Annotated in this window: 10 protein-coding genes and 1 pseudogene; 2 read left to right on the top strand and 9 right to left on the bottom strand. The window is 43.7% G+C overall.

Features of this window, described 5'->3' with window-relative positions:
* Nucleotides 1–36 precede the first annotated feature (36 nt).
* From MAS10914_RS0101445 to MAS10914_RS0101425, 5 genes are all read right to left on the bottom strand, one after another.
* Complete coding sequence (locus tag MAS10914_RS0101445; protein ID WP_017314129.1) at nucleotides 37–1,383, bottom strand: DUF2254 domain-containing protein; 1,347 nt, start codon at nucleotides 1,381–1,383, stop codon at nucleotides 37–39.
* On the bottom strand, nucleotides 1,380–2,393 hold the full coding sequence (locus MAS10914_RS0101440; RefSeq protein ID WP_017314128.1) for a mechanosensitive ion channel family protein: 1,014 nt from the start codon (nucleotides 2,391–2,393) through the stop codon (nucleotides 1,380–1,382). Before MAS10914_RS0101440 ends, MAS10914_RS0101445 begins: the two co-directional genes overlap by 4 nt.
* Nucleotides 2,394–2,765: 372 nt before the next feature.
* Complete coding sequence (locus MAS10914_RS0101435; protein ID WP_017314127.1) at nucleotides 2,766–3,581, bottom strand: ion transporter; 816 nt, start codon at nucleotides 3,579–3,581, stop codon at nucleotides 2,766–2,768.
* Between the two features lie 9 nt (nucleotides 3,582–3,590).
* A complete protein-coding gene (locus MAS10914_RS0101430) occupies nucleotides 3,591–4,877 on the bottom strand; it encodes a DUF389 domain-containing protein (RefSeq protein ID WP_017314126.1) in 1,287 nt (428 codons plus the stop codon).
* A 66-nt stretch (nucleotides 4,878–4,943) separates the two neighbouring features.
* On the bottom strand, nucleotides 4,944–6,623 hold the full coding sequence (locus MAS10914_RS0101425) for a fasciclin domain-containing protein (protein ID WP_017314125.1): 1,680 nt from the start codon (nucleotides 6,621–6,623) through the stop codon (nucleotides 4,944–4,946).
* Between the two features lie 662 nt (nucleotides 6,624–7,285).
* Here MAS10914_RS0101425 and MAS10914_RS0101420 point away from each other — a divergent pair.
* Nucleotides 7,286–8,227, top strand: coding sequence for an S-layer homology domain-containing protein (locus MAS10914_RS0101420; protein WP_017314124.1), 942 nt, complete (start codon nucleotides 7,286–7,288; stop codon nucleotides 8,225–8,227).
* A gap of 239 nt (nucleotides 8,228–8,466) precedes the next feature.
* On the opposite strand, the pseudogene MAS10914_RS29300 reads toward MAS10914_RS0101420, so the two are convergent.
* The 4 genes and pseudogenes from MAS10914_RS29300 to MAS10914_RS0101395 all read right to left on the bottom strand — a co-directional run.
* Nucleotides 8,467–11,166, bottom strand: a pseudogene (locus MAS10914_RS29300) (cation-transporting P-type ATPase); the annotation flags it as partial.
* Between the two features lie 208 nt (nucleotides 11,167–11,374).
* The gene (locus tag MAS10914_RS0101405; protein WP_017314084.1) at nucleotides 11,375–12,295 is read right to left on the bottom strand and encodes an IS5/IS1182 family transposase; all 921 of its coding nucleotides are present in this window, start codon (nucleotides 12,293–12,295) and stop codon (nucleotides 11,375–11,377) included.
* Nucleotides 12,296–12,455: 160 nt separating this feature from the next.
* A protein-coding gene (locus tag MAS10914_RS32435) for an IS1 family transposase (RefSeq protein ID WP_156818063.1) occupies nucleotides 12,456–13,176 on the bottom strand; the annotation gives its coding sequence in 2 pieces (ribosomal slippage) (nucleotides 12,456–12,849 and nucleotides 12,848–13,176; 723 coding nt in all).
* Nucleotides 13,177–13,199: 23 nt separating this feature from the next.
* Nucleotides 13,200–13,589: an alpha-amylase family glycosyl hydrolase gene (locus MAS10914_RS0101395; RefSeq protein ID WP_017314121.1), complete on the bottom strand. Its 390-nt coding sequence runs from the start codon at nucleotides 13,587–13,589 to the stop codon at nucleotides 13,200–13,202.
* A 333-nt stretch (nucleotides 13,590–13,922) separates the two neighbouring features.
* Between MAS10914_RS0101395 and MAS10914_RS0101390 the strand changes: the two genes are divergently transcribed.
* On the top strand, nucleotides 13,923–15,494 hold the full coding sequence (locus tag MAS10914_RS0101390; protein WP_017314120.1) for a Na+/H+ antiporter: 1,572 nt from the start codon (nucleotides 13,923–13,925) through the stop codon (nucleotides 15,492–15,494).
* The last annotated feature ends 99 nt before the right edge of the window (nucleotides 15,495–15,593 follow it).

Genomic DNA, 15,593 nt, shown 5'->3' with positions numbered 1-15,593 from the left:
ACACGAAACTATTAATTGAAAACGCTCTTTTTCTGGTTAATCGCAATTCTTAATAGCACTGTTACACTCTAAAGCTTTAATGATTGTATAATACCGTTCTTGTAAATCTTTGCGGTCTTGTTCTTGTGAGAGTGCCTCACAGCTATCTTGCAAAATCATTTCAGCATGATGTTGGAGGATTGCACAGTATTTGTTATTATTTGTGTAGGTGGCAATAGTAGCTATGGCATCTAACAAATGATTAACTACTGCTGCATCCGACTTTCCATACCGCCGAATTTGGTTAAAGGCACGGTCAACCAATTCTGGAAAAGTGGGTCCTTGGGCAATGACACGCAGTTTGTTATTTTTATCGTAGCGGTAGGGCGAAGGAAAATCTCTTTGAACTAAATGGCATAGTCCAGCGTTGAGTCGGTCAATACAGCGAGTTGCCGTAAATGGGTCATTTATCCCCGGAGAGAGGGCACGCATGGCAATTTCTACTAATTGATCAATTGGAAACTCTATATCTTGTTGCTCATTACGTTCTCTGCCCAGAATAAAGGCATCATTGATTTGTTTGACAAGTTTTGCATTCACTCGTTCCTCAGGAAAAACCATAACTAAATCGCTGCCTTTAACCACAAATTTTCCCGGTCGAGTCGCTAAGCGCACTAGCAGATTATACTTGCAAGCAATATTTATTAGTTCTTCGTCATCAATTGCTTGCAAATAACCTGTGCCACTAGCTCGAATTGGGCAAGCTTCTTCCTCAAAAGAAACTGGAATGGACGACGTAACGTCCTGTTCTGGTTTACCACGTCCAATTTTTTGTGGGAAAAGCCGCTCGATAACGCTATCTAAATCTGTACTAACGTTCTGAATTACGTACGATGCCTGAATGATGGTTGAAGCATGATGGATAAAATAAATCAATACGCCAATGCTGATAATTGCAAGTAAAGTGCCGCCTGTAACCGAAAGCTGCGGTACAAACAGACTGTATCCATCTCCCTCTCCATGAATAGTCCGAAGTACGAGCAAGCAGTAGATAAACGTACCAATGAAGGTGCCAAGGACAATTTGATTGCCAGTATCCTGCATAAAATTACGCAGTAGCCGGGGACCAAAACTGGAAGCAGCAAGCTGAAGCGCCACAATTGTAATTGAAAAGGCTGTAGCGCAAACGCTCACCATCGAACCTGCAACAGATCCCAGTAGCGATCGCGCTCCATCCGCTCCACCAGTGTAGCTCCACCAATAATTAATTTCGGCTTTGCCTGTGCGGTCAAGCGTTAGCATTGTGAATGCCAGAGCGATCGCTGCTACTGCCATCAATGTTGGTATAAACCAATAGCTAGAGTGGAGTTCATCCCACAGCTTGCCCAACTTGACGTTCTTCATAAGTGGTCGTTATGAGGTTGAGAATCTATCTTGCCATTGCCATCCCGTTGCGCCCGGATTTGGGCTAGCTTTCTGAGCGAACCGCTAATACTGCGCGGTTTAGGAACTTCGCCTTTACCTGCGGGCCAGCCTTCTCGTTGACGAGAGCGATCGCCATCTGTTTCCTCTGTCTGATCATGAAACAGAATTTGCTGTGTCGGGAAGGGCAAGTCAATACCATTTTCAACTAGCTTTTTCTTGATTGCAGAAATGACTTTGTCCCGCGAGTCAAGAGCATCCGCCCGTCGTGGCGGTTTGATCCACCATCGGGCGCGGATGTTGACGGTACTTTCGGCAAGTTCCATCACTAGTGCCTCAGGAGCTGGGTCTTGCAATACACTGTCTACGCTGTGGATTGCTTGTAGCATCAACTGCTTTGCTCGGTCAATGTCATCGCCGTAACCGATGCCGATATCATATTCTAGACGGCGGCTCTCAAAGGCGGTGTTTACTGTGACAGAATTAGTGAACAACTCAGAGTTGGGAATCACAATTCGACGACCATCATACGTTCTGATTGTCGTTGCTCTTGTTTGGATATTTTCTACCGTTCCCTCAAAGTCTTTAAAAACAATTTGGTCATCAATTTGGAATGGCTCAGTGAGCAGGATTAAAATGCCAGCTAAGAAGTTTTGCAGAATGTCACGAAAGGCAAAACCAATTGCCACACCGCTAATTCCTAGCAATTGTACCAAATCGCCTGCTTGAAATGAGGGAATTACAATTGACAGGGCGATAAACAAACCAATCAAAATTGTCACACCCTGTGCTAACCGTCCCAATACCAATCCCAAATTTCTAGCTTGACGGTGCTTCCGAGTCAACCGCTTGACCAGTCCTTTAATTTTCCCAGCAACAAAGAAAAAGAAGGCAAAGACAATTAACGCCAAAACAATATTCGGTAGCAGAACCATGAAACCGTTAATCATGTTCTCAACCTTGTTCCAAGCTGCAGATATTTCTGTGTTCATTAACCTTCCTCGTTTATCAGTCGTTAGTAAAAAGTAGTAAGGTTCAATTCCTTTGTTAACTGTTGATTGGTGTTATCAAAGAAAAATAAGTAGGTTGGTACAAATAAAGTTAACTCGTTAAGGCAGTCATTAGTCATTGGTCATTGGTCATTAGTAAGGATTTTAGAGGGTTTTACATTTCTTAACATAGTTCGGTTTATTTCTATCTAATTAGCTCTTTTACAAAAAATCAATTAATAATAGGTTGATTCAGCTAAAATTAGCCACAGATAACTTTTTTGTTTATTGAGATTGCGCTTAATAGGAACGATAGCGAGCAAAAGCCAGTTTGCTCATATTTAGTTGTAGTAAAGTGATTGCAATTATGAATTTTCAAAGCTCTGAAGTCTGATGCAACAATTGCTGAATCTCCTCTCGCAATGCCGCAATCTCAGTATGAAGCGCTTCAATCGATTTTGCTCCAGCTAACTCGGCTTTGTCATCATCTGCATCACGACCAATAAAGAACGTGGCAAGAGTAGCAGTGACGTAGCCAAACACCGCAAACGCATACAGCGCCAAGAGAAAGCAAAGCACCCGACCTTCAGGAGTTTTGGGCCAATACTCAGAACCCATTGTCGTTATTAGCATTGCCGTCCACCATAAGGCAGTGCCGTAGTTGTTCAGCCCAGACTCATTGCCAATCTGGTTTTCAAATGCATACATCCCCGCTGCTCCTACTAGAGTAACAATCGCCGTCAACGCCACCACGTAACTAAAACCCCGACGGTTAACACTTGCTCCTAAAGCCCGCATTCCTCTATTAGTACGAGTCATGACCCCCAGCAGCCGTAGTCCTCGAACAGCCCGTGCTGTTCGTAATGCCCTTACCAGCAGCAGAATCCGAAAAGTACGTAGAGCTGGCAACATGAGAGAGAAAGCCGTTAGCCAGTTGCTTTTGATATAGGAAAGTTTACGGGGAGCAACGGCTACTTTAAGCAGAAAATCCAAAATAAAAATAATCCAGATGGTAGTGTTAACAGCTTGCAGCAGAGGATTTAGCCCCCAGATAAGCTCAATAATAAATAGCGCTAACCACGCAAAGCCCAATACCACCATTGGGGTTTCCAACCAATCTTCTAGCTGTTGCAAGACTTCACTGCGCTCTCGGTCAAGGACTTGTTTTTCGCTCAAGTTCAGATTACTCATAAATTGGTCTTATGGTTTGCTAGCAGGAGTTTCAAGCACGTTGACATCTACCAGGGGTGTTAGGTTGAAGCCCTGTTTCAATAAATGAGTTTGAATTGCCTGGGTCAGGCGAGAGCTAATTTCCTCATTTGAGGCAGTCACTTCCGGTTTCTTCTGGACATAAACAACACTAAGCAGGGTGTTTTGTCCTTGAATATTGGCTCGTGTGAAGCGAACATTCGACTCAACTAATTTTGCTAAACCGACTTGCTCCACAACCTTCTGGACTTCAGTATTAGCACGTTGGGCGCGGCTGGAGCGTTCTAGATTGGGAGAATTAGAAAACTGCCAGGTCAAAAGACCTGCGAGTGCTATTACAGTCATCACCAAGGCAGAACGAAACACCAATTTTTTCCCACGCTGATAGCGGGTTCCTTGAGTAGATAGCCCGTATATTCGGAACAAGAGGGAAGCTGAAAAATTGATGCCGCATAGTTGCAAAAACAGCAAGAATAGCCCAGATATTACCATGTCCCACCTGCCAAGCGCACTTGCCATACCCACAATTCCCGCAGGTGGAGCCAGCGAAGCGGCAACTAACATTCCGGTTGCTGCCCCAGATACCAAACTACTCCGCTCCGATTGAACCAAGTTGAGCGCCCCTGCTGCTCCGGCTGCCAACGGTAAAAGCACTGCCACCGTTGAGATCTGGCTGCTTTCTACCATTAAACTAGTTGGAATTTCTTGTCGCAGTATCAGGCTAAGTAACCAAGCAGTGACAATTGTGACTAATAATGCCGTAAAATAACGCAAAAGACTGCGCCCGAGGAGTTGGTAGTCTCCCCGCGCGGTGGCGATCGCAGTATTCATTGCCGGACCCGCAAACGGTGCAATCAGCATTGCAGCCACTAGCAGATAAGCTGTATTCGTATACAAGCCAATCCAGACTACCACGCCTGCCATTGCTGCATACCCTAGAAAACCCCGCCAAGAACCAACACTTTGCAGACCAGAGAGAAAAATCTCAATAGGGCTGCGTTCCTCCACATTCACTACCTGCTGCGCCGCTTCTGACGCTGGTGGTCGCAGAGCCATCACGCCAGTTGGTATAAGCGTGATATGTACTTTGGGCAGGTCTTGTAACTGCTCCAAAAATCCCTCAACTTCTCGATTAGAAATATGAACAATTACCACGTCAATCGCTTCATCGCTGCCCTTAGCTGCAAGTTGTGCAAGATTAGCTCCCTTGTGAGAATTAGCGATGTCGAGAACTACTTTGCCCTGCCCCTGTGGCACCTGGATAATTAACTGACGCATACACCCTCCTGGCGCTAACCATCTCGCATTTTGAGGCGATGATTCTCTTCCCAAAGAAATATTTTGTTAAAAGTTGTAGCCAACTCCGATCATCAGTCCAACATCCGTTTCGTCTAGAAAAGCTGCATTTACTGCTGCGTTTGCCGTAAATCGAGAACCTAAAGGCACATCTACACCACCAGTTAGCAGTAAACCAACATCAGCGTCGTCGCTAGTTTCAATCGCTACACCTGCGCCTACGTAAGGAGCGATAGTAAACGTTTGTTCACCAAGAGGATTTGCTGACTGTTGGGAAAAATCGAAGGTGACGGGAACCAGCACGATAGGATCGTCCCCAATCACTGCCGATGGTCGCGCTGATATGCTGCGTGTTAGCCCAAGTTTGCTGAAAACCGCAAAGTTCCCTTCGCTTAAAGCTGAATCACCGCCCAAACCAATGTTGCCACCAACCCCGATATAGCTTCTGCCACCACGAGTCCTTCTACCAATATCAACACCATTGGTATTCACTCCACCATTTTGCGGTTGCTGACTAAGCTTAACGTCAGGTGGTATGAGAACTTGGTTAATTGCATGGATAACACCATTACTTGCTTGGATGTTCGGCTGAATCACTTGTGCATTGTTAACCGCAATTTGATTGGTCGCAGGAGCGATTTGAAGATCAACAGGTCTGCCCTCAAACGTTTTCAGTTCTCCAGCCGCAAGTTCACTAGCTGTTAGTTGACCCCCGACGACATGGTATCTCAAAATCCTAATCAGTGTTTCTCTGTTCTCTGGCTGCTGCAACTGCCGTAGAGTTTCTTGCGGCAAAGCAGCAAACGCCTGGTCTGTAGGAGCAAAAACTGTATAAGGACCTGGTTGTTGGAGAATATCTGCTAGACCTGCTGTCTTTAATAAAGAAGTCAGAGTTGTAAAGGAATTACTCGATGCAGCAAGGGAAACAATGTCGTTGGAAGTTTGAGTGCCGCCAGTGTTTCTACCGACAATATACTGAGTAGCCGCGACATTACTTGCAAGGGGTGGCGTTTGTTGCTGCCGGACTAAGGCTTGATACAAATGCGCCGCAGCTTCTGCACGAGTTAGAGGCGCTAAGGGGTTAAGTTGTCTGACATCTGGATAGTTGACAACAATATTAGCTTGTGTTGCTGCTGCCACTTCATTGATGGCGTAGTTTGGGATAGCATTCACATCTGTATAATAGGTACTGATATTACTTGATGCAGTACGGTCAGCATTCAAACCCAAACCATTTGTTAAAGCAACAATTGCCTGCACCTTGCCAATTTGCTGATTAGGCAGAAACAAGTTCCCAGGATAGCCTGCCATAAATCCGGTTTCGTAAGCTTCCTGGATTGCAGAAGCTGCCCAGTAGTCAGGAGGAACATCTTTAAATCCACCTGCGCCTAACTGCCGAACAGAGGTTTGGTTAAAAGCTTTTTGAATCATTGCGGCAAATTCAGCACGATCAACAGGTTGATTCGGTCTAAAAGTGCCATCAGGAAAGCCAGTAATTACGTTTCTTTCAGCTAAAGCTTGAATAAATGGACGCGCCCAGTAATCAGCGCCAACATCAGAAAAGGTAGTTGCTGTCGTTGTGTTTGGAGTTTGACTTGGAGTTGTCGTTGGAACAGGAACTTGAGCTGAAGCGGTCTCGGAAATCATCAAAGGAGTTACTGTAGCAGTTGCTACTCCAAGGGCTAGCAATACGGAGTTTGCTGATGACCAACGAAATAAACTACACATGAAAATATCCTCCTGGAAGAAGTAGAGTAATCTTTTACATATGACTAAAAAAGTATGAAGTGTGAAGTATGAAGTATGCAAAGTGTATTTATTTTTCAATTTTTATCCTTCATTTTTTATTCTTTTACTGACATCGATTGATTCTGTCAAGAAATTTTCTTAGAGATAAATAACTCTATTGAGAAATCAAGTCACAAGATATATTCACCCAATAGTTGCAGTTGAATGTATAATGTATGACGAAACTTGTTTTAGATTTAGATTTAGATTAAATCTAAATAGTGGAAAAGTCGTGGAGGACTCAGCTATAATCCTCCCCCTCTAACCCAGTTTCCAGTTTTTTATATTTTTCTTGTCTAGATAAAAGATTTTTATCTTAAGATGGATGTCACTAATAAAGTTTTGTGTTTTAAATCAAAACAATAAAATTATTTAATTTAAAAGCGAGAATTGATAGGCAGATTCGGAAGTGCTTCAGGATTTCAAAGCGTTCATTAAGCATTGATAGCTTTTGTTTTCTTCAGTGATACGTTAGCTATACCTAAAGGTATAGCTAAATCCAATCTCAAGTAGTATTTTGGCGCATAGTAGGAATTTCTCCACGAGATTTCCACTATTTATTAACCACTATTGAATGATTAGAAAAATAGGAGGCATTGATAATGACTCGGTTGCTTCAGTTAGCATCAGCAGGTGTATCTTTATTAACTTTAAATTTGACAGTGCTTGCAGTTGGAGCGTTGGAAAGTTATGCTCAACCTTCTGTGAGTACCTTTAGTGATGTGAAATCTAACTACTGGGCACAACCATTTATTCGGGGTTTGGCTGCAAGAAATATTGTGACTGGATATCCTGATGATACATTCCGACCAGAACAGCCAGTAGACCGAGATGAGTTCGCAGCAATCATTCGCAAGGCTTTTGACCAACCGCCAATTCGCCAGGTACAAAGTGGTGCTGTATATAAAGACATTCCTGCTGGCTATTGGGCTACTCGTCCCATTGAGTCAGCGTATCAACAAGGATTTATGGCGGGTTATCCTGGTGGTTACTTTCGTCCCAATCAACCCGTTTCCAAGGTTGAGGCAATAGTTGCTTTGAGCAGAGGTTTGGATCTAACTACTGGTACACCAGCGGTTACTGTACCGACAGTCACCCAGAGAGCTGTCGCCCAACAACCCAAACCAAAAGCCGCAAAAAGACGCATATTCTTGCCGCTTGGAATGACTAGTTTGATGCAGCCTTTATTAATAGCAAAAGCTCAGGCTGCACCTCCTACTGCTGTGACTCCTTCAACAACTGATACACAAGCTGCGAATCTTAATCGTCCTGCATCATTTATTATCACCAACACTTACGCAGATGCCAATAAGATTCCGCAATATGCAGTTGGAGATGTAGCAGCAGCAACCAAAGCAAATATAGTGGTCAACTATCCAAATTCAAAAGTTCTCAACCCTACGAAGCCTGCTACCCGTGGGGAAATTGCGGCTTTCATCCATCAAACATTAGTTGCCCAGGGAAAAATAGAACCACTTGCTGACAATTCACCCGCCAATCAGTATGTTGTTCGCGCTGCTAGCAGTAACCAAAATGCTCAATAACCGTGGTTCAGGTGAAACCAGGCGAAAGTATCATACCAAGTTGCCTTCAAAGAGAGAATTTTCTGAATTAACCGCAGAGAACGCCCCAGAACGCAGAGAGGAAAAAGAGAAAGTTATCTGTATGAATGCAACTTCGTATCACCGTTGAAAACTTGGTGAGCATTTTAAATACTACTTAAACAGCGACCAGTAAACCTGGCAACTCCCAAGGTTGCTTGTAAGTTTTGTATAAAACTGACTCAGTTAGGAGGATCGAAACGATTGACTAAGGCGGATACTGCAATCATGGGCAACCCCACAAGCAGACAAATCAACCATTGATTCAAGTTCAGTGGTGCAGTGGAAAATAAGTTATTCATTAAGCTCCACTGACTGAAAATTATCTGTAAAACTATAGTGCAAACTATTCCAATAACAATCGCTGGGGCATCGCTAATCGTCTGTCTGATGCCACGGAGTTTATCGATGACAGCACTTCCTAATTGACTAATACTTAAAAGATAAAAAATTCTCCCTGCGACTAAAGCCTGGATTGCCATTGTGCGGGCTAAATCGATATTTCCTGTAGTTTGTCGCATCCATTCAAAGACGCCAAAAATTAAAATCCAGTTAAAGGCAGAAATTGCCAAGATGCGCTGTACTAAACTTTTGGAGAGCAACGGTTGATTGGGTTTACGTGGAGGTTGTCGCATCACCCCAACAGACTTTGGCTCAAAGGCTAATGGTACAGTCATGGCGATGGAATTCACCATATTTAGCCACAGAACTTGTAAAGACAAAATTGGTAACTCTCTAGCAAGCAGTACACTAATCAAAATCGTCATCGATTCGCCACCGTTGACTGGGAGAATGAAGGCGATCGCCTTAAGTAAATTCCGATAAACCGTTCGCCCTTCCTCCACCGCAGCTTCTATGGAGGCGAAGTTATCATCTGTCAAAATCATGTCCGAGGCTTCTTTCGCCACCTCAGTCCCAGCACCCCCCATCGCAATACCAATATCCGCTTGTTTGAGGGCGGGTGCATCGTTGACACCATCCCCCGTCATAGCAACGACTTCGCCTTTAGACTGTAGTGCTTCAACGATACGAAGTTTCTGTTCTGGTGCGACACGGGCAAACACCACCCCATCTTCTATTGCTGTGGCAAGTTCTTGTTTGTCCATTTGAGCAAGTTCACGCCCTGTGAAGGCAAGAACTTCGCCATTTTGATTAAAGCCCATTTGAGAAGCAATGGCAGCTGCTGTGACAGCATGATCGCCTGTAATCATCTTTACCTGAATCCCAGCTTCTTGGCAGGCTTCCACAGCTTTTATTGCTTCTTTTCGGGGCGGATCAATCATCCCTTGCAACCCTAAGAAAATCAAATCCTGTTTGATGTCTGCATGATCCAGCGTGTCTTGAGTCTCTGACACAGATTTCTTCGCAAAAGCTAGCACCCGTAAACCAAGGTTCGCCATTGCATCAACTTCCTGATGCACAGTTTCTGCTTCCACAGGGCTAAGGTTTCCCTCAGCATCCAACCAAAGCTGACAACGATTGAGAATAGCCTCTACCGAACCCTTAACGTAGATAGTTTTGTGTCTAGTGTCACTTGCTAATGACAAAGTTTCATGCAAAGTTGCCATGTACTGAAACTCAGACTCAAATGGAATGGCATCCAGCCTAGGCATTTCCTCTTCTAAGCCGCTACGAGTTAGTAAAACTTTATTGGCAACAGCTATCAAAGCTCCTTCTGTGGGATCGCCAACAACCAGCCATTGCTCATCTTTTTTTTCCAAGTGCGAATCATTACATAACAATCCGGCTTTGAGACATTCCTTAATGGTAGGAGAATTATTCCAATTCACTGGCTTATCATCTAGCAAAATTTCTCCTTGTGGAGCATACCCCACACCATTGACTGTATAAGATTTATCACCTGCATAAATTGCTTGTACCGTCATTTGGTTTTCAGTTAGGGTGCCAGTTTTATCCGAGCAGATAACTGTGGCACCGCCGAGAGTTTCCACCGCTGGTAACTTGCGAACAATTGCGTGACGGCGTGCCATGCGGGAAACACCTATCGCCAGCGTGACTGTTACTACAGCAGGCAATCCTTCAGGAATGGCACTCACAGCAAAGGCGACGGCTGCTTCAAACATTTCTCCCCAAGAGTAGCCGTATCCTAGCCCGACTGCAAACAAAAGCGCCGCTATCCCTAAAATGATGTACAGCAAAGTGTGGCTAAATTTGTCAAATTTACGGGTTAATGGGGTTTTCAGGCTGGTTCCTTGCTCTATGAGTTGGGATATGCGCCCAGTTTCTGTTGCCTCTCCAATAGCAACAACAATACCCCTACCAGTGCCAAACGTCACAAAGCTGCCAGCATAAGCCATGTTGGTACGTTCTGCTAATGGTGCATCTGGGTTTAGAGGTTGCGTGTTTTTTTCAATGGCGATAGATTCCCCAGTGAGGGCTGATTCATTAACTTGCAGATTTCGTACTTGCACAAGACGCAAATCGGCTGGTACCTTGTCTCCAGACGTGAGAAGCACCACATCGCCTGGGACTAATTCGGTGGAAGGAACTTGCACCTTTGCACCATTGCGGAGAATGGTTGCGTTTGTTTGAACTGAGGAAGCTAAGGCTGCGATTGCGCTTTCAGCTTTAGATTCTTGAACAAAACCAATAATAGCGTTAATCAGAGTGACACCCCAAATCACCCAAGCATTCACCCACTGCCCTAGCAACGCCTTGATTGCTCCCGCAATTAACAAGATATACAGCAGCGGTTGGTTAAATTGCAAGAAAAATCGCACCAACGGACTTTTTCCAGGTTTACTCTTGAGTTCGTTAGAACCAAAACGCTCTCGTTTTTTTGTCACAAGAGGAGTGGTTAAACCTGTGTCTAGATTTGTGTCTAAACGCCGAGCAACTTCCTGCTCACCGAGATTATGCCATTAGACATCTCCGAAAATACTCAAATTGTTTGCCGAAGTGACTTTTAGCGTGCGATTGCCCAAGGGGCACTGCGCTTCGCGCAATCGCCAATTCCAAAAGTGAGCTAGACAACACGTAACAATAAGGGTTTGAGATGTTTCTTATTAAGAAGAGGGCAAAAATAAGTGGCTATGTACAGGAATTGTACTTGAGAATTATTCCGCTCTTTTATGATGAGAAAACTAAGGTTCCAAGTCGGAGTCTTACAAGTCCACAAATAGTCATAATTATTTGTTCATATTTATTAGGATTTAACCGAAACCGTTCTTGGGCTACTCGGAATATTTTCACGACACGAATTAAATGTTCAACAAATATTCGTTCCTTGGCCAATTCTTTATTTCGTTCTTTTTGTTCCGGAGTTAATTCTTGTTTTTTTGGCTTTTTCGTTGGGGTCTTGATTGATTCTTCTCCTGCGTATGCTTTGTCACCATGAAACCTCTGATTGGGGTCAAATCCTTTTTGATGTTCCCGAAATAAATTGATGTCACTTTTTGTTCCTGGTTTTCCTGCTACTACATCAATAATATCTTTCCCCTCAGGTAAAACGATAATTTGATTTTTCATAGTATGGTTTTTCTTTTTGCCAGAGTAATATTCTTTTTGCTCTTCATATTCCCCAGGCCGCTCTCTTGGCTGTTCATAGCTATCTACTATTAGCTCAAACTCGGTTAAAATTTCTTGAACAACTTGGTAGTCACTTGAGTTTTTTTTTACCTGCTCAAGTAGGCTTGGTGGTAATAATTCTCCTAGAATTGGAAACCAATAATTGAATGTATCGTTTGCAGTTGTCTCACTTACCCCAAATTGGATGCCCAGCAATTGAAATGTTGTTAAATGTCTGAGATATGTCAAAGTTAAAATTATTTGCTCTTCCAACGACAGTTTAGGTCTGCGACCTCCTCCACCCGCAATAATTCTTACCTTTTTAGACTCAGATGATACTTGTTTTTGGTTATGCACCTCTCTCGCTTGTTCTAAAAGTTGCTCTAATTGCTCATACTTGAGACCAATTAAACGCTGTGCATCTAGAGGATGATGTTGAATATGCTCAAATAGAGAACCCACAATAGTTTGGTAAAAATACATTTGTATATGATTTTACCAGGAATTATTTATTTTCCGGAGATGTCTATTGATGTTCTGACAATTTATTTGTGACTGATGCTGTCATGTTGTTCACTCCAATAAAATCCCCGGCGTTGCTGAATCAAAATATGAATCATGCGATTGCGCGGAGCGCAGTGCCCTAAAGGGCAATCGCTTCAAGGTTGCGGGCGCGTAGCGCTCGCACTGGCACGGAACCATATTTTAGATAATGTATTACCAATCGAATAGATAGTTTAAGCATTTCTTCTGACTTAGAGTAACAAAAAGTTTTACGGTGAAGCCGAGCGAGGTAATGTCGAAAACGGCTATTTTCACCTTCGACCCGTGTCATATATGTTTTACTTACAAGGTGATCACCTGAATCAATAAAACATGGATAAACTGGATAACCGTCTGTAACATAAAAATAAGAATGCCAACACTTTATTCGTTGCCATAAACGTTTAAATGTTTCTGCGCTTCTGTCGCCCAAAACCCAAGCTATAACTCCTGGAACCTTATGGTCCACCGCTGTCCATAACCAAATTTTGTTTTTTTGAGCCGATAAAAGTTTCAAGCTCATCAATTTCAGTCACTTCTGGTATTTCCTGAGATTCCGGTGCGTCCACTAAGGTGTTGCCAACCTCTTTGACCCAATTTATAACAGTTGTATGATGTACTTTTTTAACCCTTTCAATCGCACGGAAACCGGAGCCGTTTACATACATTTCTAGACACTCACGTTTAAAATCTTCGGAGTATCCTTTGGGTTCGTAACTATCGATAAACTGACGACCACATGAAACACATATGTAGTTTTGTTTACCACGTTGCCAACCATTCTTACGAATGTGAGTTGATTCACATCTTGGACATTGCATAGTGATCGCTCTAATTCATATTTCTATTCTGCAACGCCATAATTCCGGTACTTTGAATTCTCATCCTTGCAAGCTGCTTGAAACCAAGGGTGTTGGTCGGATGTATGGTTGATTACCAGGTCAACTATGATACGGATACCGCGTTCATGCGCTTGACGGGTAAATTCGACAAAATCACCAAGCGTTCCTAAACGGGGATCAACGTTGTAGTAATCCATCACGTCATACCCGTTGTCTTTGTTGGGAGTAGGATAAAATGGCATGAGCCAAATGCAGGTAATTCCCAACCCAGCGATGTAGTCTAGTCGCTGAGTCAGTCCCTCAAAGTCACCGACCCCATTGCCATTGGCGTCCATGTAGGTTTCGACGTCAATGCAGTACAAGACAGCGTTTTTGTACCAGAGATCCAACATAGAGAATACCGTGGAGGAGTTGTGTGTACAGGAAATCTTTGGCGTTGAACCTGATTAACTCATAGGCTAAAAAGGTAGTAGAAAACCGCTTTGTCAACCTGTAAAAGTTTCTTGATGTTTCCAGTATTGGAAATCAATGTGACTAAAAAGTGACAGCGATGCAGCACTTCAACTCAAGCGAGTTTCTAGCAGAAAGTTTCCTTAGTACAGCTTCTCATAAATCGATAACGTTACCATATTGTGCAATCCTGTACTAAGTGAATTACGTCTCCTCAGTACCGCATAATTGAGGACAATCCGTTTGATGTGGCAAATAAGGAGCCTAGAATTGTTATGGCGCTTGAGTCGGTGCAATCTTCTGCCATCATTGAAGACAATCTGAAGCAATTTCTTTTGGTACTCTCAGTATCTCTAAGTGTAGCAACGCTGCCGCAGATTTTTAGCTGGTTTCGCCAGATTCCCTATACCTTGTTGTTAGTAATTGTGGGCTTAGGTTTGGCATTTGTCGATGTCCGCCTCGTGAATCTTTCTCCGCAATTGATTCTGTCAATCTTTTTACCACCACTCTTATTTGAAGCGGCATGGAATTTGAAATGGTCGGACTTGAAGCGAGATTTAGTTCCCATCTGTTTGTATGCGGTGCTAGGGGTAGTGATTTCGATTTTAGGAATCGCTTTGGGGTTAAATCAACTCACTGGAATGTCGTTAACTACGGCAATGCTTGTTGGGGCAAGTCTATCTGCTACTGACCCGGTTTCTGTGACAGCGTTATTTCGAGAACTAGGTGTAGGAAGTCGTCTGACAACGTTGATGGAAGGTGAAAGCCTGTTTAACGACGGTATGGCAGTAGTTGCCTTCAGTTTTTTGGTGGCGCTTCCCTTAGGTACTGCTAACTTGGGGATTCAGTCGATTTTAGTTCAATTGTTTTCAGTTGTTGGTATTGGTATTGCTGTTGGCGGTCTGATTGGTTTTGGTATTTCCTATCTAACTCAACGGTTCGATTTGCCATTGGTAGAGCAATCATTAACTCTGGTTTCTGCCTACGGCACTTATCTGATTACCGAGGATTTGGGGGGATCGGGAGTGATTGGGGTAGTTACCACAGGCTTAATCCTAGGTAACTTTGGCTCTCGCATCGGTATGAACCCGCGCACCCGAATTATTGTGACTGAGTTTTGGGAGTTTCTGGCGTTTTTTGTCAACTCCATTGTGTTTCTGCTGATTGGAGATCAGATCCACTTTGCCATTCTAGGAGAAAACTTGGGAATTATTGCCGTAACCGTGGGAGCGATGATTTTGACACGGGCGATCGCTATCTACGCTCTGAGTAGCCTGAGCAATCGCTTCGTTAACTCGTCGATTCCCTTACAGGACCAAACGGTACTGTGGTGGGGCGGACTACGAGGTTCAGTCTCCATCGCTCTGGCATTGAGTATACCTGCTATCCTGCCTGAACGGGAGGAAATCATTGCCACAGTTTTTGGGGTGGTGTTGTTTACTTTGCTAGTGCAGGGATTGAGTGTTAAACCTTTGTTGGAGAAACTCAATCTTTTGGGGGATCAACCTCTGCGTCAGAGATATTCGGAAGCGATCGCGCGTTTGGCCGCGCTCAATCGTGTTCTGCAATACCTCAATCAAGTAGAGGAACGTCCGGGTGTTGAACCAGAGTTTTACCGCTACCAGGAAACGCTGGTCAAAGGGGAGTTGAACCGTTTGCAACAAGAGATTGACCAACTGCAAGATGAGTATCCTAATTTGCGGAACTTTACGGCTGAACAGCTGCGCTTAGAATTGCTGGCGATTGAGGCGGACACCTACGCTGAATTTGTGAAAGCAGGTCGGTTGAATCAGGAATTGTCTCCTTTTCTCCAGGAAGATTTTCCAGAAGGCGACGCTACCCTATAGCTTTGGAACAATTATCTAAAAAGCGCCAAAATCCAACATAGGTCTAGTCGTGGTTTCAACAGTACTAGGGAAATTTGCAGGGTAAAAAATTCGACAGAT

Origin of the sequence: Mastigocladopsis repens PCC 10914, from assembly GCF_000315565.1 — a bacterium.
Taxonomy (GTDB): domain Bacteria; phylum Cyanobacteriota; class Cyanobacteriia; order Cyanobacteriales; family Nostocaceae; genus Mastigocladopsis; species Mastigocladopsis repens.
The sequence above is the reverse complement of the archived record's forward strand: the minus strand, read 5'-3'. Positions and strand labels throughout refer to the sequence as shown.